Origin of the sequence: Shewanella saliphila (assembly GCF_014648295.1) — a bacterium.
Lineage (GTDB): Bacteria > Pseudomonadota > Gammaproteobacteria > Enterobacterales > Shewanellaceae > Shewanella > Shewanella saliphila.
The window spans coordinates 125,278-144,273 of record NZ_BMQV01000003.1; the positions used below are offsets into that span (position 1 = coordinate 125,278).

At 44.0% G+C, this 18,996-nt stretch carries 14 protein-coding genes; 10 read left to right on the forward strand and 4 right to left on the reverse strand.

Going from position 1 to position 18,996, the window contains the following annotated elements; all coding sequences use genetic code 11:
- Window positions 1–17: 17 nt before the first annotated feature.
- Genes IEY48_RS03060 through IEY48_RS03070 form a run of 3 tightly spaced genes read right to left on the reverse strand, consistent with a single transcriptional unit; the run spans window position 18 to window position 1,736 of the window.
- On the reverse strand, window positions 18–869 hold the full coding sequence (locus IEY48_RS03060; protein ID WP_188917123.1) for an SDR family oxidoreductase: 852 nt from the start codon (window positions 867–869) through the stop codon (window positions 18–20).
- Between the two features lie 57 nt (window positions 870–926).
- The gene (locus IEY48_RS03065) at window positions 927–1,229 is read right to left on the reverse strand and encodes a DUF3861 domain-containing protein (protein WP_188917125.1); all 303 of its coding nucleotides are present in this window, start codon (window positions 1,227–1,229) and stop codon (window positions 927–929) included.
- Window positions 1,230–1,244: 15 nt separating this feature from the next.
- Window positions 1,245–1,736, reverse strand: coding sequence for a DUF2798 domain-containing protein (locus IEY48_RS03070; protein ID WP_188917127.1), 492 nt, complete (start codon window positions 1,734–1,736; stop codon window positions 1,245–1,247).
- A 212-nt stretch (window positions 1,737–1,948) separates the two neighbouring features.
- On the opposite strand from IEY48_RS03070, the gene IEY48_RS03075 reads away from it, so the two are divergent.
- Together IEY48_RS03075 and IEY48_RS03080 are read left to right on the forward strand one after the other, a co-directional pair.
- Window positions 1,949–2,698 (forward strand): DUF1499 domain-containing protein, encoded by a 750-nt coding sequence (locus IEY48_RS03075; protein WP_229786299.1) that lies wholly within the window; start codon window positions 1,949–1,951, stop codon window positions 2,696–2,698.
- 201 nt (window positions 2,699–2,899) lie between these two features.
- Entirely contained in the window at window positions 2,900–3,469 is a 570-nt protein-coding gene (locus tag IEY48_RS03080; RefSeq protein ID WP_188917131.1) for a DUF7010 family protein, read from the forward strand.
- Between the two features lie 96 nt (window positions 3,470–3,565).
- On the opposite strand, the gene IEY48_RS03085 is transcribed toward IEY48_RS03080, so the two are convergent.
- Window positions 3,566–5,356: a flavocytochrome c gene (locus tag IEY48_RS03085; RefSeq protein WP_188917133.1), complete on the reverse strand. Its 1,791-nt coding sequence runs from the start codon at window positions 5,354–5,356 to the stop codon at window positions 3,566–3,568.
- A gap of 411 nt (window positions 5,357–5,767) precedes the next feature.
- On the opposite strand from IEY48_RS03085, the gene IEY48_RS03090 reads away from it, so the two are divergent.
- The 8 genes from IEY48_RS03090 (at window position 5,768) to dauA (ending at window position 18,968) form a co-directional block, all read left to right on the forward strand.
- Entirely contained in the window at window positions 5,768–7,732 is a 1,965-nt protein-coding gene (locus tag IEY48_RS03090; protein ID WP_188917135.1) for an ATP-binding protein, read from the forward strand.
- A 3-nt stretch (window positions 7,733–7,735) separates the two neighbouring features.
- On the forward strand, window positions 7,736–9,115 hold the full coding sequence (locus IEY48_RS03095) for a sigma-54-dependent transcriptional regulator (RefSeq protein WP_188917137.1): 1,380 nt from the start codon (window positions 7,736–7,738) through the stop codon (window positions 9,113–9,115).
- Window positions 9,116–9,317: 202 nt separating this feature from the next.
- Window positions 9,318–10,724 (forward strand): TolC family protein, encoded by a 1,407-nt coding sequence (locus IEY48_RS03100; RefSeq protein WP_188917139.1) that lies wholly within the window; start codon window positions 9,318–9,320, stop codon window positions 10,722–10,724.
- Window positions 10,721–11,926 (forward strand): efflux RND transporter periplasmic adaptor subunit, encoded by a 1,206-nt coding sequence (locus tag IEY48_RS03105; protein WP_188917140.1) that lies wholly within the window; start codon window positions 10,721–10,723, stop codon window positions 11,924–11,926. The genes IEY48_RS03100 and IEY48_RS03105 overlap by 4 nt, the downstream gene beginning before the upstream one ends.
- A gap of 2 nt (window positions 11,927–11,928) precedes the next feature.
- A complete protein-coding gene (locus tag IEY48_RS03110) occupies window positions 11,929–15,084 on the forward strand; it encodes an efflux RND transporter permease subunit (RefSeq protein ID WP_188917142.1) in 3,156 nt (1,051 codons plus the stop codon).
- Window positions 15,085–15,102: 18 nt separating this feature from the next.
- Window positions 15,103–15,789 (forward strand): response regulator transcription factor, encoded by a 687-nt coding sequence (locus IEY48_RS03115; protein WP_188917144.1) that lies wholly within the window; start codon window positions 15,103–15,105, stop codon window positions 15,787–15,789.
- The gene (locus IEY48_RS03120; RefSeq protein ID WP_188917146.1) at window positions 15,789–17,048 is read left to right on the forward strand and encodes a sensor histidine kinase; all 1,260 of its coding nucleotides are present in this window, start codon (window positions 15,789–15,791) and stop codon (window positions 17,046–17,048) included. The genes IEY48_RS03115 and IEY48_RS03120 overlap by 1 nt, the downstream gene beginning before the upstream one ends.
- A gap of 195 nt (window positions 17,049–17,243) precedes the next feature.
- Complete coding sequence (gene dauA, locus IEY48_RS03125) at window positions 17,244–18,968, forward strand: C4-dicarboxylic acid transporter DauA (protein ID WP_188917148.1); 1,725 nt, start codon at window positions 17,244–17,246, stop codon at window positions 18,966–18,968.
- Window positions 18,969–18,996 lie beyond the last annotated feature (28 nt).

Here is an 18,996-nt window from a genome sequence, read left to right on the forward strand (position 1 = left end):
ATTTTAATCCTCCACAATTAATGCTTTGACTTTAATTGACTAAAATAATCATCCCAACTGGTATGTTCTCGGCCTGCTGCTTGTGTGAAGTGGCTTGGGTTATCGGCTTTACCTTGTGATATGCCTTGGTATATTCCTGCGACCACAGTGCCGATAAACTCGCCGAGATCGGTAATGCTGCGCTGCTTAAATTGCTCAAATGTGATTGGCTGATAAGTAAGCTGAGTATCAAAAGCAAGATTTAAATAATCTGCCAATTGATATTGAGTGATGGGATCACTGTTTAAGTTATACGTTTTACCGTTATGGTGGTTTTCGGTCAGCATTTTGGCATAGGCAAACCCCAGCTCATCTCTGGTGGTATAGCCACACTTACCTTCGGCAGCACAGTTAAAAATACCGCCCACTTGTTGATAGGTGTCTATGTATTCAACATCAGGCTCAATGTAAATACCGTTTCGACCAATGACCCACTCTAACGTGCTTTCGTGCACATCTTTTTCTGTTTGCCGATTACTTTGGATCACAGGTGAAAATGCGGTGCCTTCTTCAGCGCCTTGAACACTGGTGTACACAATTTTTTGTACTCCAGCTTGTTTAGCCGCTTCGATGACATTGCGATGTTGTTGAATGCGTTTGTCTGGTGAGTCCATGCCTGACACCAGTAACAGCACATCAACAGAGTGTAGCGACTGCAGCAGTTGGGCTGGGTCGTTGTAGTCACCGGATCTGACTTCAACGCCTAAATGCTGGGCTTTTTCTGGGGTGCGCGCAAGGGCAATAATATGATGCTCTGGTGAGTGAGCGAGTAGAGCTTTAACAATGGCGCTACCTAGTTTTCCGCTGGCTGCAGTGATGGCAATGTTCATGATATTGGCCTTAGTAATGAGATGTCGATGTTGTAATCTACTTAACCTGAGCTCAGGTTACTTATTAGTCACCGCGTTTTTGACTGTGGTTTTTAAGTTTTGCATAAAGGTTTTAAAGTGCGGCATAAAATCAATAAACAGCGGGTGTTTACGGTTATGCATCATCAATGGGCCTAATAAACGTAACCCAACACTTAATTTAGTGGCGTCTGACTCTGGGAGTCCACTGCCTATTTTAAGGTTTTCAACGAGTTTAAATAAATCTTCTCGGTCTTGAAATTCAAACTGTAACTGCTGAATACTTTGTTGATTATCATCAAGATGCTCAACTGTAATACGATATTGATTGTCTTTGCTCATGGGGAGTACCTCAGATTAACTTTTTAAAAATCGTTCAATTTTAGGTTTGATTGTTAATGAGGTCATTATCATTAACGTTAAGCCTAATGGCAGTGCGGCAAGCAGTGCATCTAGCCAGTGGTTAAACAATGCAGTATTGCTACTAAAGCCAATATTATTAATGGCAGTCGATAGCGCCATTGCTGATTCCATGGTGATAGCCATCAACAGGCCAACGATGATGTTGCGCATTTTTTCGCTGGTATTAGGTAGGCATCTTTGAACAACATAAGTGAATAAAGCCATGAAGATGAATCCGGCAGGTATAACCGTGACCGCGGCAAGCAGAAATGACATTAACCAATCATTAAAGAAGGTGTCGCTATAACCTATGTTGATGTAGGTCATTAAACCAATGAGTGAACCGCCCATGACTGTCATCATCGCAAGCACTACCAATACTTTATGGGCGATAGGGGTTTTCTTTGAGTCTATATTGGACAATGGCATAACGGGTTGTGAATGCATTTTGTTTCTCAATTGATTAGAATGGAGATGATTTATGTTGATAAAATCAACTATATTTGCTTTGGTTGACTATGTCCACCAGTTTGTTTGTGTCGACGGTTAAGACTGTGGCTTATGGTTGGGATATTTTTTATGTGCTAATAGAAATTTTTTTCAGTAAACTCTGGTCAATATCAATTGAATAAATTAGCCATTTCTAAAGGATGGATGTAATGCAAAAAAATGTTGTGAGTCATATAGCGTTGGTAGTGGCATTGGTTGCGGTCATCGCCGCTGGTGTAATGGTGTTTGGATCGTCTATGGGGCTGTGGGACCCAATAACGGGCTTTGTTGCGAGCCGTACATATCACAATGTGCTCGGATATATTGTGGTGGCCGTGGCGCTAGTCAGTTTAGTTAGCGGTATAATGATTAAGACTGATAATCCTAAAGCGCGCGGGACTGCAAAGTCAGTCGTAGCATTACTGTTGGGGATTGCGATGTTGTCGCCCATGTTGAAGGGGCTCATTATCGAGCCGGTAAGGTACCCACCTATCCATGATATTACGACAGATACACAGAGTCCGCCGCAATTTACGTTTTTAACCGACAGCCGTATTGGTGCTAAAAATACTTTAGTGTATGGCGGGGCCGAAATTGCAGCGCAGCAGTTGCAAGCCTATCCCGATATTCAACCTATACTTTCGGATTTACCTGCCGAGGCGGCGTTTGCCAAAACCCTTGATGTGGCTAAAGCAATGGGCTGGGCGATTGTAGACCAACAACCTAAAGCACTACGTTTTGAAGCAAGTGCCAGAACGCCATTTTTCAATTTTGCTGACGATGTTGTCGTGGTGGTGGCGAGTGCAGAGCAGGGCAGCCGTATTGACCTGCGCAGTGTATCGCGTATTGGTCGAGGAGATGCAGGGGTAAATGCCAAGCGTATCAAAGAGTTTAGTCAGCGCTTTACCGAATCACTTTAGCGGTATGGCTATTGTCGTGTGATAAAAAAGAGCACTCAGGTGCTCTTTTTTATGGAAGAGAGAATGGTTTTAACAAAATGTGAGGTCATAATACACAATGGTATAAGATGACATTTGTCATCCTTGATTGCTGACAAAGTGCACTAAAACACAAGCAGGGTTTTGCTGATAATGAATCCATACCAACAAGGAGGCTTTATCATGCAACATAAATCATTGGATCAGCAGTTAATTGAATACCGTCAAAACCGTGCATTGGCGATGCCGTTATCTGGCATGATTGTTTGGAGTATTTTATTTGCTTTAAGCTTTATTTTACCCGCTTCACAAATGGTAATGGCTATTTTTATCGGTACGGGCTCAATTGTGTATTTGGCCATGGGGGTATCTAAACTAACAGGGGAAGGCTTTGGTTTTAAGAAAGCAGCTGACCGCAATTGGTTCGATAATGTGTTTCTGGCTGCAGTAGGGATGAGTTTTTTAACCTTTGGCATTAGCATTCCATTTTTTATGGAAAATTATCTTGCACTCCCTTTTGTGTTAGCGATTCAAACAGGGTTAATGTGGCTGGTGCATGGCGTGATAGCGGCGCAAAAAATTGCCATAGCGCATGCTATTGTCCGCACCATTGCTTGTGTTGTTGCCTTTCAATTATGGCCAGAATTAAGCTTTCACATTCAACCGTTAATTGTGGTGTTGTGTTATGGGGTTACTATTCCGGTGATGGAATCTCATTGGCGCCAGCAACAAAAAATGGAGTTGAGTGTTTAATATCTTCCGCGTTAATAATTGATGACCACATAAAAAAAGCCACAGCACTGGGCTGTGGCTCCACTGATACTAGCAAATCAGTTAATTCTTAATTGCTTAGTTCTTTTTAGAATATTTTGCGGCTTCTTCACCTGCTAAACGACCGAATGTGATGATGTCTGAAATCGCATTACCACCTAAACGGTTAGCACCATGAACACCACCGGTCACTTCACCTGCGCCATATAAACCAGGGATAACCTGTTTTTTAGCATTTACTACTTCGGCTTTAGTGTCGATCATCACGCCACCCATAGTGTGGTGAATACCAGGAGTTACTTCGATTGCGTAGTAGTTACCTTCGTTTAATGCGCGAGGTAGGTTAGGACGTTCAAAGTCAGTGTCTTTTCCACTCGCAACTAAGGTGTTGTAACGCGCAACGGTTTCAGTCAATGCTTTACCGTCAATGCCTTCCATTTTACCTAATTTAACTAAACTATCAGCAGTTGGAGCAACACCTAAACCAATATACTTATCAATTTTAGACAGTGACTTACGTACTGAGTCATCGAAGATTAAGAACGCAGATTTACCGGTTTGTCCTAAGATGGCTGCAGAGGCTTTATCACGAGTCGTGATTTCGTTTACAAAACGCTTACCTTCACGGTTAACCAAAATAGCACCATTACCGCGTACCGCTTCAGTCACCATCACGCCACCTTTAACTGATAACGTTGGGTGTGCTTGAATATATTGCATGTCTTTCAACGCGCCGCCAGCATTTTCTGCTACATCTAGACCATCACCTACTGCACCGGGTTGGTTAGTAGAAATAAAGCCTTTTAGTTTAGGGTCAAGCGAAGCAACACGATCATTATTTTTAGCGAAACCACCTGTTGCTAACACAACAGCATCGGCTTTCACCCAGTAATAACCTTTGTACATGCCTTTAACCAAGATACCTTTGACTTTACCGTCATCAGTTTTAAGCACTTCAATACCGCGAGTGTTCATGCGTAAGTCGATGTTACGTTTTACTGCATTATCGTAAAGCACTTGAACAACATGAGCACCAACACCAGCGCCACCTGTTGGGCGATGTGAACGGTTAACTGATGCGCCGCCCATACGGCCAACGTCAGTTAAATCTGCGCCCATTTGGGTCATCCAATCAACTGAGCCTTTTGAGTGAGATGATAAAATTTCAACCAATGCTGGGTCGTTTAAGTCACGGCCACCTTTCATGGTGTCTTTGTACATTAACTCAGGGCTATCTTTAATGTCTTTGGCTTTTTGTTGGTCGGTCCAAGCGGCATTCATACCACCGGCTGCTAACTTAGCATTACCACCAATAACGGGTTCTTTTTCAATTAAAATCACTTTAGCGCCATTGTCATAGGCTGACACTGCCGCTGAGAAACCTGCGCCGCCAGAACCGACAATCACAACATCAACGGTGTCGCGTGGGGCACTTGCAAGTGCAGCTTGACGTTCTGATTTGTCTTTAGCTAATTCAGCAATCGTTGGCTCGTCACGTTGCCATTTTTTAGCATATGGCATGTCAAAGTCGAAGCTGTGGCATGAGTCGCAATAAACCATCGATTTTTCATGAGCGCTGTGACATGAAGTACAAGCCACTTCACCAGGGAAGTGAGAAGCATGAGCATTGTAATGTTCATGTTTAGTGGTTTCTGCGACTTCTTCTAAAGTGCCGTGACACGATACACATTGCGCATTCTCAAAGGTTAAGCTGTCATTTGACAGCTCACCATCTGGTGTGTGGCAACTATCACACTCTTGGTTTTGCGTATGAAAATCGGCTAAGTTGTCTGCTGCGGCAACGTTACCAATAAAGCCAGTGGTACCCATTAGCGTGGCAAGACAGACTGCAAGTTTCATCTTTTTCATTTTTATCCCCTTTCTACTTTTAAATGACGTTGAGCCAATTAACCATAGAAGTACTATTTTTGTTTTATATGGCACAATTGTTCACACCACTTTAAAAATGCAGCCCAATTACAGTTGAATTGAGCTGCGATTTATATCGCTAGCCATAAGCTTACTCACACAGCCAATAGTCACAATAAAATCGCTTAAAGTGGGCCTAGAAATGACAGTTCAATCACAAGCGATTAAATGAACTATGCAAAGATGCATAGCTATAAAGGGGTATATGCATTTTTGCATAGAGGATAGAGAGCAAGGTCACATTGAGTGAAATGCTGATGAATTTAGACTAAGCGGGTTTATTACATAATGATTTACTCATATGCGGAATGCTGCACAGTTTCAAATAGGCTAAATGAGTAACATTAGCGGATGAGATTGATATTGCTTTGCCTTATATTCTTTACCCTGCCAGTGCTGGCGCAAGACAGCATTGTGTTTGGCGTGCACTCAAATACGGCACCGTTAGAGTGGCGTAATAACGGGGTCGATCAAGGCTTTAATGTTGAGCTGATGAACAGAATTGGTCAGCTAACCAGTACGCGAATTATTGTTCGGCGCAAAAGCTTTCAACAACTGCTAAACGATGTGCATAACCCTAATAGCGACATTGATGTCATTGCGGTGGTGAGCCCTGTGAATATGGACCGTCAGTTAGCGCAATCAGACCCTATTTACGCCACCCACGCCAAAGCTTATACCTTGCAAGGTAAGGCGCTTATTAATAATTGGGCTGACTTAGTAGGCAAGCGTGTCGCCATAAAAAATGGCGCATTTGTTGATGTGTTTTTATCTGACAAACTGCAAAAATTTGACCGGGTTGATGTGGATCTGTATGAAACCGGCTTTCAATTATTGATAAAAAACCAGGTTGATGTCGTGATTGCCGAAAGCTTTGTTGCGCGGCGCTTATTGCCAATGTACCCGTCGGTACGTAGCTCAAGTGATGCATTGATTTATGGCGCGTTTAATTTTGTTGCCAATAGTAGTAAATCCGAGCAGATGTACCAAATTAATGAGGCGTTGAGACAGTTAAAACTATCGGGTGAATACGACCAATTAGTCAATAAGTGGTTTGGTACTGGCCGCGAAAAAGTGGATTTAACTTTTAGCGAAAGGCGCATATTTGCCCTAGCGATTACCGTAGCCATCATTTCAGGCGCCGGCCTCATATATACCGGGTTTATTAGCGCGAGTTTACGCAGAAAAACCCACACACTTGATGCCGAATTGATACAACGTAAGCGGATTGAAGCGGAGATATCCGAACTGTCGCAACAGTTTCAATCTGTGCTTGATGGCATTCCTAATGGTGTGACTATAGTCAATCAAGACTTACAACACTTATGGAGTAACGATAACAATATATTTTTGTTAGATTCAGACGCGTTTTACTACATAGATAACGACATTTTTGTGCTTAAAACTGCTGTGCTTAATGTGTTATTCAGTCAAAAATCGCTTATCGCAGATATGCGTTACCAGCAACAATTTTGGCAGTTACAAATCCACCCCATTGCCCAAGACCAGGTGGTTATTTTGCTAGAGGAATCAACTGAACAACACCGATTACGTCAAGCAAACGAAGAGGCCAGCCGCTTAGCATCACTCGGTGAGTTATCTGCAGGGATTGCCCATGAAATCAATAATCCAACTGGGCTTATTGTGCATGCAGTATCGTTATTTAGTGCAGCGATGAAAGACTTAGCACCTGCAGCCACATATTATCAAAAGCAAAATCCTTTTTGGCTTATCGCCGGATTACAGCCCGACATTGCCATCAAAGAGTTGCAGCACAGTTGTGGCTCTATTGAAGAAGGCGCTAAACGTATTAGCCGAATTGTGAATGATTTAAAGCGCTATGCTATGCCGCATATTGCCGATGGATATACGCAGGTGTGCCTTAATGATGTAGTGCAAGTGGCGCTGCGTTTAACGGCAAATCAAACCAAATTTTATCAAGTCATCACTCAACTTACCGAGCAACAACCCTGTATCTATGGTGATGCTCAGCAGTTACAACAGGTGTTAATTAACCTCATTCAAAATGCGTGTAACGCTTGCGCAGAGCAGCAAGGTATTATTGAGATAGAAACCAGCATCGACGGCGCCACTGCCATACTTAGCATTATCGATAATGGCTGCGGCATGAATAGTGCGACCTTAAAACGGATTACCGAGCCCTTTTTTACCACCAGGCGCCATGAAGGTGGTAGCGGGTTGGGGCTGTCGGTGTGCAGTAAAATTATTAAAGAACATCAAGGTGAAATGCAAATGCTGTCGAGTGTGGGTAAAGGGACCCGCATTCGCTTAACGTTTGCCTTAGCAAAAGAGTAAGCAATGAAATTAGCCCGAAATATCTTGTTAATAGACGATGAAGCCGCCTGGTTACGCACCTTAGCAATAACCTTAAACCGGCTGGTGCCAGAGGCTGAAATTGACACATGCATTGACAGCCGCCAGGTGCAAAATCGCTTACAGGTGGGCGACTACGCCCTAGTGTTGGTTGATTTAACGATGCCATTTCATTCTGGCGAAGACATTTTAGCCATGGTCCGCAGTGACTTCCCCAATACTCGGGTCATTATTGTCACCGGCGTTAATGAGGTCGACACTGCCGTACGCTGCATTAAAAATGGCGCTTACGACTACTTTATTAAAACCGATGATGTCGACGACCTTGCGCGTACCGTGCGCCGCGCGCTTGAAGTGGTTGGGCTTGAGCGTAACTACATCAATATCAAAGAGAAGTTTTTAAGTCGCACGCTAGAAAACCCACAAGCATTTAATAATATTTTGACCTGTGAACCGCTGCTATTAGATCAATTTCGCTACCTTGAAGCCGTCTCAGGCAGCCCTGAACCACTGTTAATTTATGGTGCTAGCGGAACCGGTAAAAGTGAGTTTGCTAAATCGTGTCATGCACTTTATAGCCCAAATGAACCGTTACTGAGTATTAATCTTTCAGGCATTAGCAGTGAATACTTTGAGCAAAAAATGTGTGGCAAACTCTATCATCATAATAATGGCGAGCTAGAGGCTGTTGCGGGGTTACTGCACCAGGTAGGCAGTGGAGTGCTTTATCTTAATGAGATAGGTGCATTGCCGCTCGATGCACAGGTTAAGCTGCTGACCTTGTTAGAAACCAAACAATACTATCCTTTAGGTAGCGACACGGCTTACCCAGTAAAATGTAAATTTGTGGTGTCCACTCAAGATGATTTACGTAAACTTCACCAAGCGGGTAAGTTTAGAAGTGATCTCTTATATCGTCTGCGCGCCCATAAAATTAAATTACCAACATTAGTTGAGCGACGCTTAGATATTTCAATGTTGATTAATCATTTTATTGCCTTAGCGGCGACAGAAATGAATTTACCCGCACCACTACAACCTGCAGATTTAGCCACGAAGTTGGCCAGTTATGACTTTCCAGGCAACTTGCACGAACTCAAAGGCATGGTGTTTGATGCCGTGAGCAGAAGCGACGGTATTGCCCTTAATACCAGCCCTTTTATGGAAGCGATTAATGAACATAAATCGATGAATGATGCTCCTCATGACGGCATTATTTTCCCCAAACAACTGCCAACTATTGCACAAATGAATCAGGCATTAGTCGATGAAGCCATGAGCCGCACCGCCAATAATCAAACTGCCGCAGCGCAAATATTGGGGATCAGCCAAAGCGCCCTGAGCCGGCGTTTAAAAGGGCATTAAGTGTAATACCATTGCGTTAGTAAATGATCTCTTATTAATGCGCTCTTATTAATGCGCAATGGTATAAGTAGGTTTAGTGGCTGAAACACGCCTAGTTAGGTGTGCTTTTTTATCTTTGCCTTCCATCTTAACCCCTCCTTAACCTGCCTTTCGTTATGCTAGTGCCATTATGGTGTAATACACACGTTTTGAGGCGCAAATCATGATGGTAAAACCGGCTTTACGTAACGCAATGCTCGCACTGATGGTGTCGACCCTTTTGGGCTGCAGCAGCGTCGATTATGCCAATTATAGTGACCAAGCGAGTCAAACTGAGGCTGACCTTAGTGAGCGCTTATTGGCGCAGCTATTGGCTGAGTCAAAGCAACGTGATACCGAAGCATCTTCAACCGTTGCCGTGGCGACATTGACCGACCTTGTTAACGTGCCTGAGTTACAGCAGTTTATTACTAGCGCACTTGAAAACAATCCGAGTTTGCAACAAAGCGTTGTGGCATTAAATATGGCATATGCCCAGCACGGTATTACCTCTGCAAGTCGCTTACCATCGGTTGATGCGGGCTTTAGCGGCTCATCAACCGAAGACAGTGACGACAGCTACACCACCGACATCACCGTCAGCTGGGAATTAGATTTATGGCAAAAAATTGCCGACAGCAGCAATGCTGCCCTAAAAGATATTGCAAGCTCGCAAGCCAGTTTACAAAGTGCCAAAGATTTAGTGGCTGCCAATGTGATGCGCAGTTGGTTAGACATCAGTTTACAACAGCAATTAGTAGCGATTGAAACCCAGCGTTTAGCAGTACTTGAAAACAATCAGGCACTGATTATGGCGCGCTATCGTGTGGGTTTAGGCAGTTTAGAAGACCTTGATAATGCCAATACTAGCGCGGCGAGCACTCGCGCAACATTAGCGAGTTACCAAGAGCAGCTTGCCCAAAGTAAACGTGACTTAACCCTATTAACCGGGCAATGGACCGGCGAAGAGTTAGCCGCCAATATCGCCGTGAAATTTCCAGCAGTAATTAACCCAATAAGTGTACTGGGTGAGCAAAACCTTGGCCGCCGTCCAGACATTAAAACCGCATTTTATAATATCGAAGCAGAATCATTACGTACCGATGCCGCGTATAAAGCGATGTTACCGTCTATCAGTTTATCTGCCAGTTTAACCGACATGGCAGAGTCGCCAAGTGACGCGCTACTTACAGGGCCACTGTGGAGTGCGCTTGGGCAGTTATCTGCGCCGTTATTTCAAGGGGGGTTGTTAAAGTCGCAAGCCGAATTGGCGCGCTTAACCACCGAGCAAAGTTATTGGATTTATCAGGACACCTTATTAACCGCAGTCAACGAAGTTGAAAACAGCGTTGGCCAAGAGTATTCACTGGCTAAACAACAACAATATTTAACCGAGGCACAAATGAGTGCTGAGCGTAGTTTTGTGAGTTACGAAGAAAAGTATCGCCAAGGTTTGGTTGATATTTTTGACCTACTCACAGTGCAGCAGCAAACCTATGATATTGAAGCGCAGCTTGCCACCACCATTTATAACCGTCTTGTTAACCGTATTGATTTAGGCCTGGCATTAGGTCTAGGGGTATCCGCATGAAATTTAACCGTATGAACGTCATCATCACTGTATTGTCTGTGGGCAGCATATTTGCAGCATTAGGTTATACCGCCTCTAAATTGCCGCCGGCGCCTAATCAAAAAGCTCCCGCTGCTGAAGCTCCGGCCAAGCCACTTGAAAAAAGTGCGCCAGTAACCTTATTGCCTCAAGTCGGTGTCGTCGCCGTTAATGGTCAGGAATACCAAGCTGAAGTGATTGGTTTTGGTGAAGCAAAACCGCGCTTTGAGCTCACCTTAAGTGCTGAAGTCAGCGGAAAGGTGATTGAGCTAAATCGTCAATTTGAATCTGGCCAGGTGATCAAAAAAGGCACGGTATTAGGTCAAATCAATGACACCAGTTATCAACAAGCGGTCACTCAAGCGCAATCTGACGTCGCCCAAGCAGAACTTGATTTATTAGAAGAACAACGCGAAGGCGAACAAGCCAAAGCGGAGTGGTTACGTTCAGGTTTGTCTGGCGAGCCAGCATCACCGCTCGTATTGCGCACGCCACAATTAGCCCAGGCCAAAGCGGCATTAGACAACGCCAAGCTTACGCTTAAAAAAGCCCAACAAGATTTGGCCTACACCCAAATCACAGCGCCATTTGATGCATTGATTATTAGCCGTAATATTCAGCCAGGCAGCTACGTGCAAACCGGCACTGAACTTGGCACCTTGTACAGTGTGGCAGAAGTTGAAATCAACGTACCTTTGTCTGAAATGCAATGGAGAAACTTACCCGCATTTGATAACGCAGAGTTAGCTAAAACGCCTTGGAATGTCACGTTACAAAGCACAGATGGCCAATATCAATGGCAAGGCTATATTGAGCGCGTAGAGCAACATTTAACTGAAACAAGCCGTCAACGTTCATTGGTTGTGGTAGTTGACGACCCACTTGCACAGCAAACCGATTTGTACCCAGGTACCTTTGTTAAAACTAACATTCAAGGTAAGTCGTTAACTAACTTATGGCAATTACCTTCATCGGCTATTTCGCAGCAAGGTGATATTTGGTTTGTTGACGATAAAGGTTTATTAGCGAAGTCCGCAGCCAATATTGCATTTGAAAAAGGCGGTTTTGTTTATGTGACACCGATGACAAATAAACAAGACATGCCAGCCAAAATGCAAATTGTAAAACGCCCATTGAGTAACTTTAAAGTCGGCACCAAAGTGCTTGCTAAGGAAGAGGTATAGTGATGTCTAATCCTCAATCGACTCACACTGGGGCAATAGCCTGGTTTGCCAGAAACTCAGTTGCCGCTAACTTGTTATTGATTGGCATGATTGTTGTCGGTTTATTCTCACTTAATAACTTGCGTAAAGAGGCGTTTCCGAGCCTAGAGCCTGATCGTGTCACCGTGTCTGTCACCTACGACAGTGGCGATCCTGTGCTTGCCGAAGAAGGTATAGCAATTAAAATTGAAGATGCTTTAGAAACCGTCCCTGGAATTAAACGCATCACCTCAACCTCTAATGCCGATGGCAGTAGTGTGATTATTGAGAAAACCAGTTCGTATGATTTAGATACCTTGCTAACCGACATTAAAACCAATGTCGATGCAATTTATAACTTTCCTACTGAAGCTGAAAACCCGGTAATCGACAAGATGCGCTTGCAAGATCACGCGCTCTGGATTGAGATTTATGGTGATACAGACCGGATAACATTGCAGGCATTAGCTGAGCAATTAAAGACAGATCTTTTAAGCCAGGATGCGATTCACGACCTTGAGATTAAAGCCAAAGCTGAGCCAATGATTTCGATTGAAGTCGATGAAGCTAAGCTACAAGCCTATGGATTAACCTTAGAGTCTGTTGCCAATGCCGTTAACGCAGAATCTGCGACATCAATTTCGACCAGCTTATACAATGACGACAAAACTGTACGCTTAAAAGTGTCAGATCAGGCGTATCAAAAGCAAGATTTCATGGCGCTGCCCATCATTACTAACAGCCAAGGGTCGCTAATTACCTTAGGCGATATCGCCACGGTAAAAGATGAGTTTGCCGACGACACCTTTGTATTGTCGCGTTATAACAATGTCAACTCAAGCGCGATTCAGATTGTCATGGATGAAAACGGCGACATCGTTAATATTGTCGAACAAGCCAAGCAAGTGGTTGAAAAATGGCGTAACTCGAGTGCATTACCTGAAAATGTCAGTATTGCCTCTTGGTATGACAAAAGTACCCTTATTACCGAACGTTTAAGCTTATTGGTTAAAAATGCCCTAAGCGGTATTGCGTTAGTGTTTATCATTTTGGCGTTATTTTTAAACCTTCGCGTAGCGTTTTGGGTGGCAGCAGGGTTGCCGTTTGTGTTCTTTGGCACCTTGTTTTTCATGACCAACAATTTTGCAGGCTTAACCCTAAATGAGATGACCACCTTTGGCTTTATTATGGCGCTGGGTATTGTGGTGGATGACGCAGTTGTCGTCGGTGAGAGCGTATATAGTACCCGACAAAAATACGGCGATAACATCGATAACACCATTAAAGGCACCCTCAAAGTAGCCACACCGACTATTTTTGGCGTGTTAACCACTGTGGTCGCGTTTGTGGCGTTAGCCAATGTGGAAGGGCGCCTAGGGCAAATTTATGCTCAGTTTGGTACGGTTGTGGCAATTTGTTTAATGTTGTCGCTGGTGGAATCTAAGTTTATTTTACCGTCGCATCTTGCCCATATTGATACTAAAAAGCGTGCTAAAAAATCATGGTTTAACCATATTCAGCATGCTGCCGACAGTGGTTTAAAGTGGTCTAGCCGAGTAATTTACCAGCCATTAATTGAGTTTGCCCTGCGTTTTCGTTACGCCGTGGTGATGGTGTTTATTGCGGTATTTATTGTGGTAGCAGGCATGCCAATCACAGGCAGTGTTAGGGTGGCGTTTTTCCCTGATATTACTGGCGACACCGCTGTAGCTGATTTTTCTATGCAAAATGATGCCAGCTTTGGTCAAACCTATAAAAACTTAACCACCTTAGAAGCTGCTGCTAAACGCGTAGATGCTCAGCTTTCTGCCCAATATAGTGATGACACTGCGAGTTACCTTTCGAGTTTACATGTACTGGCAAGCAGTAGTGACTCTGGTCAGGTAATCGTTGAGTTAGCATCAGGTGCGCCGTATGCCCTAAAAGAATTTACCGTAAAATGGACCGAAGCAGTTGGCCAAATGGAAGGGGTTAAAAAGCTAAAAGTGTTAGCTAAAAGAGAAATGCTCGATAACTTTAAAGTAGAGATTAAAGCCAGCGATACCGAGTCAGTGTTTGCTGCGGGTAAGGCATTAAAAGCGGCTATCGAAACCATGGACGGCGTCAGTGGTATCGATAACAACCTAGATTTAGGTGAGCCACAATACCGCTTTGAATTAACCGCTCAGGGTCGCGCCCTTGGATTTGATACCGAAACCTTATCTGGGCAAGTATTGCAGTCATTTGGTGGTGGCGTGGTACAGCGTTTCCAACGCGGTAAAGACGAAGTAAAAGTTCGCGTACGTTACCCCGATGAAGACCGTCAAACCATTGCTGATGTCAAACTAGCTAATGTTCGCACCAGTGACGGTACCATAGTGCCATTAAGCCATGTTGCCGATATTTTTAATGACTATCAGCCATCAAGTATCACCCGTATTGATAGCCAACGTGCGGTGTATATTAGCGCGGTGTTAGATAAAGATAAGATTGCCTCTAATGAGTTAGTGAGCCAATTACAGCAGTCGTTAGTGCCACAACTTGAAGTGCAATACCCAGGCGTGAGCTTTAATTTTGCTGGTGAAGCTGAACAACAAGCCGAAACCACAAGTTCAATAGGGTCGATGTTTGTGCTGGCGTTGATTGCGATTTATGCCTTATTAGCCATTCCGCTTAAGTCGTATGTGCAGCCAATGATCATTATGACCGCGATTCCATTTGGTGTAGTTGGCGCGATTTTAGGCCATTGGTGGAACGACTTAACCATCAGTATTTTATCGTTAAATGGTATATTGGCCTTAAGTGGTGTGGTGGTAAACGACAGTCTATTATTGGTGTCGCGCTTTAATGAATTGATTAAAGAAGAAGGCTTGTCGGTACATGATGCGATTGTTGAGTCATGCACCGGACGTTTACGTGCCGTATTATTAACATCGGTGACCACGTTTGCAGGGTTAGCACCATTATTAGGTGAAACCTCATTACAAGCACAGTTCTTAATTCCGGCTGCGGCAGCACTTGGGTATGGTATTTTGTTTGCCACAGTGATCACCTTGATTTTGACACCGTCATTGTTGTTGATTCAATGTGAAATAAAGGGTTTTATCGCCAATATCATGAATAAGTTACGCCCTAATCATGACGCAACAGCGGTAGCATAACCTTAAGGAGTCTGCTCGATGACAGCTGATAAATTACAGTTATTACTGGTCGAAGATGATCTCGACCTCGCGACAGCGGTTATCGAGTATTTAGAACTCGAAGATATCTTGTGCGATCACAGTGCTAATGGGTTAGCTGGGCTGCATTTAATTCAGCAAAATCATTACGACGCGATTATTTTGGATTTAAATTTACCCAAAATGAATGGTCTACAAGTGTGTGAGTCTATCCGAGCTGAAGGCATTGATGTACCTGTATTAATGCTCACGGCACGTGACACCCTAGATGACAAGCTCACTGGTTTTGCCAATGGTACAGATGATTATTTGGTAAAACCATTTGCCATGGAAGAACTCATCGTCAGGATTAAAGTGTTGGCTCGTCGCCGCAGTGGTCAGGTGCAGCGTTTGGCGGTCGCTAATTTAGTTGTTGATATACAAAAAAAGCAAGCTTTTCGTAACAATATCGAATTAAAACTGTCGCCGACCGCATTAAAAATTTTAACCGTACTGATGCGGGCTAGCCCAAACCCGGTGTCGCGGGAAAAATTAATGCAAACAGTGTGGGGCGATGATCAACCTGATAGTAATAGCTTAAAGGTACACATCTTTAATTTGCGTAAACACATCGATGCCGAGCATGAGCATAAATTACTGCACACCATTAGCGGTTATGGTTTTGCAATTAAGGGATCTGAACAGTAATGAAAATACTCCCGAGTATTCGCTTATATGTATTGTTGGCAATGTTGGTTACCGGCGTAGGTACCATATTGATTTTGTCGGCACTGAGCTTACATTACTTTACTGCAGGTATGGATTCGTCTCTGCGAGTGTCGATGTATGCCCAAGGGCAGCAACAAAATGTATCAGACGGAAAGCCCTATCAGTTTGAATCGTTTACGGTTGCCAGTCGCTGGCAAGATATCCCCGAAAACGTGCGGCAAATCATGCTAACGCCACCAACAGAATTCAATGTGTTAAATAAGGCCATTGTGGGCGGTAATTTCATTACTCCGCCTGATGTAGGCTATTTTACCATGAAAGTACAATACGGCGCAGAAACACGCTTTGTCTCCACCGTATTTGAACGCAACAAAATAGGTGCCTTTAAGCGAAATGGCCTCCCTTATTTTTTAATCATTTTGCTCACGGCAATATCAGGCATTATTGCTTTTGCTGTCGTACTCATTTGGGTGATGCGCCGGATAACACTGCCGGTAGAAAGGCTCAAAAACTGGGCCAAAGGCCTCAATACTCAACAGCTTGAGCAACCTACGCCAGATTTTCATTACAGCGAACTTAATACTTTAGCAACAATCATCAAAACCAGCTTAAGTACAGTGCAAGACAGTTTATCGCGCGAGCAACAGTTTTTGAGTTATGCCAGCCATGAGCTGCGCACCCCTATTGCAGTGATCCGTACCAATACAGAACTACTGCAAAAGCTAATTGCCAAAGGGGCGAACACTGAAAAACAAGCGCAAGTAGTTGATCGCATTGAGCGTGCAGGACTGACCATGACTGATTTAACCGAAACCTTATTGTGGTTAAATCGGCGTGAAGGTAAAAGTTTACCCATTATTGAGGTGAGTTTAGATCAGCTTATTCGCCAGTTAGTGAGTGAGCTGGCCTATTTAGCCAAAGGTAAAGATATCGACATTAGCATTGAAACCGATGAGTCTGTTCAACAGCTACCGGGCACGTTATGTCGGATTATTATGACCAATCTTATCCGCAATGCACTACAACATACCATGAAGGGCAGCGTGAGCATTGTGCAGAAGGGTTACACTGTCAGTATTATTAATCAGTGCGAATCTTACGCGAACAGCAGTGAAGATTTGGGTTTTGGCTTAGGGCTTGAGCTCACTACACGCCTCATTAAACAATATGATTGGCAGTATCAAAATATTGAAACCAATCGCGGTCGTAAGGTGTCTATCGACTTTACTGCGGGTTAATCTTATTTTGATGTCACTGAGCTAATGACCGAGTTAATCACTAAAGCCACCTAGCGTGGCTTTTTTATTGGTATTATTATAATGTGATGATAATAAAATTATCATCAGGTGGTAACTTAATTTGATTGTGCTAGCGCGCAATCGGCCTATAATGAGGGGTATCTTTTATACCGCCTAGGTTATGGGATCGCCTCAATGAAATACCGCACACATTTATTTTCTCTTCGTATCGGGCATGCGCTCCGAGAGTCCTTAAAAGACAATCCCTACAGCATTGCTGTATTTTCTAAAGATTTATTAGCAGGGTTAACCGTTGGTATTATTGCCATTCCCCTGGCAATGGCATTGGCTATTGCAATTGGCGTGGCGCCGCAATACGGCTTATACACCGCCATTATTGCCGGATTAATTATTCCGCTAACTGGGGGCTCGCGTTATAGCGTATCTGGGCCAACGGCCGCGTTTGTGGTCATTCTTTATCCTATCGTGCAGCAATATGGCCTGTCTGGGCTGTTACTTGCGAGTATTTTATCTGGAGTGATGCTGATTATCATGGCGTTGTTTCGCCTGGGTCGCTTTATTCAATACATTCCTGAGTCAGTGACGTTAGGTTTTACTGGCGGGATTGCCGTTGTTATTGCTGTGCTGCAAGTAAAAGACTTTTTTGGATTGAACATTACAGAAATGCCTGAAAGCTTTGTGGGTAAAGTGGCCACCTTAACCCAAGAAATACCGGGGTTTTCTGGGCCGACGTTGCTGGTGGGTTTAAGCACCTTAGTGGTGTTTATTTTGTGGCCAAAGCTTAAGATAGCGGTGCCTGCGCATTTACCCGCAGTAGTGGTAGGCAGCATCGTGGCTTTGATGTTAAATCTGTTAGGGTTTCATGTCGCGACGATTGGCTCAACCTTCAGTTTTACCTTAGCCGACGGCTCTATTGGCGCAGGGATCCCATCGATGTTACCTGACTTTGAATGGCCCTGGTTGCGATCGCAAGTCGGCGAAGCGCCATTGGCGTTTAGTTGGCAATTAGTCAGCGATTTATTGTCAGCGGCATTTGCCATTGCTATGTTGGGCGCAATTGAGTCGTTACTGTGCGCGGTAGTGCTAGACGGTATGTCAGGTAAAAAGCACAGTGCCAATAGTGAATTATTGGGCCAGGGTATCGGCAATATTATTACGCCATTTTTTGGCGGGATTACCGCGACTGCGGCAATTGCTCGTTCTGCAGCCAATTTTAAATCGGGCGCGGTAAGCCCAGTAGCCGCCATGATACACGCGCTAGTGGTATTGGTGTCGTTGTTATCCTTGAGTGCCATTTTGGCTTATATTCCTATGGCGGGCATGTCAGCACTGCTTATCATGGTGGCGTGGAACATGAGCGAAGCGCCTAAGATTATTCATTTAGTCAAAAAAGCCCCTGCCAGTGAAGTACTGGTGTTGATGGTGTGTTTATTACTGACCATATTTTTCGACATGGTGATAGCGATCAGCGCCGGGATTATTTTGGCTTCGTTGTTATTTATGAAGCAAGTGGCCGACATGACCAAAGTGCAAGACATTAGCGAGCAGAAAAAACACATCCATGTTGAACTGCCACCACGCTGGAAAGTGTTTAAAATTAACGGGCCATTATTTTTTGCTGCTGCCGATGGCGTCTTTGGTGAGTTGGTTCATTTAAGTGCCGAACAAGATGGCGTGGTATTGTATTTCGATGGGGTGTCTATTTTAGACTCTGGCGGTGTTGCGGCGTTATACAAATACATTGCCAAATGTAAGCACGATAACACCCGAGTCTTGTTGGCTGACTTTCAATTTCAGCCGCTGAAAACCCTGGCAAAAGCAGGCTTTAAGCCCGATGGTGTCCAGTGCGTAACGTATTCAACCTTAGCCGATGCGCTAGATGACATTGTGAAAAGTTAACAGCCTCTATAACTAAACTTATAGGAGC

Coding starts and splice junctions, on each gene's coding strand:
- IEY48_RS03090 (WP_188917135.1), top strand. CDS start 5,768: ATGAGATTGATATTGCTTTGCCTTATATTCTTTACCCTGCCAGTGCTG.
- IEY48_RS03095 (WP_188917137.1), top strand. CDS start 7,736: ATGAAATTAGCCCGAAATATCTTGTTAATAGACGATGAAGCCGCCTGG.
- IEY48_RS03120 (WP_188917146.1), top strand. CDS start 15,789: ATGAAAATACTCCCGAGTATTCGCTTATATGTATTGTTGGCAATGTTG.
- IEY48_RS03070 (WP_188917127.1), bottom strand. CDS start 1,736: ATGCATTCACAACCCGTTATGCCATTGTCCAATATAGACTCAAAGAAA.
- IEY48_RS03075 (WP_229786299.1), top strand. CDS start 1,949: ATGCAAAAAAATGTTGTGAGTCATATAGCGTTGGTAGTGGCATTGGTT.
- IEY48_RS03105 (WP_188917140.1), top strand. CDS start 10,721: ATGAAATTTAACCGTATGAACGTCATCATCACTGTATTGTCTGTGGGC.
- IEY48_RS03080 (WP_188917131.1), top strand. CDS start 2,900: ATGCAACATAAATCATTGGATCAGCAGTTAATTGAATACCGTCAAAAC.
- IEY48_RS03060 (WP_188917123.1), bottom strand. CDS start 869: ATGAACATTGCCATCACTGCAGCCAGCGGAAAACTAGGTAGCGCCATT.
- IEY48_RS03085 (WP_188917133.1), bottom strand. CDS start 5,356: ATGAAAAAGATGAAACTTGCAGTCTGTCTTGCCACGCTAATGGGTACC.
- IEY48_RS03100 (WP_188917139.1), top strand. CDS start 9,318: ATGATGGTAAAACCGGCTTTACGTAACGCAATGCTCGCACTGATGGTG.
- dauA (WP_188917148.1), top strand. CDS start 17,244: ATGAAATACCGCACACATTTATTTTCTCTTCGTATCGGGCATGCGCTC.
- IEY48_RS03110 (WP_188917142.1), top strand. CDS start 11,929: ATGTCTAATCCTCAATCGACTCACACTGGGGCAATAGCCTGGTTTGCC.
- IEY48_RS03115 (WP_188917144.1), top strand. CDS start 15,103: ATGACAGCTGATAAATTACAGTTATTACTGGTCGAAGATGATCTCGAC.
- IEY48_RS03065 (WP_188917125.1), bottom strand. CDS start 1,229: ATGAGCAAAGACAATCAATATCGTATTACAGTTGAGCATCTTGATGAT.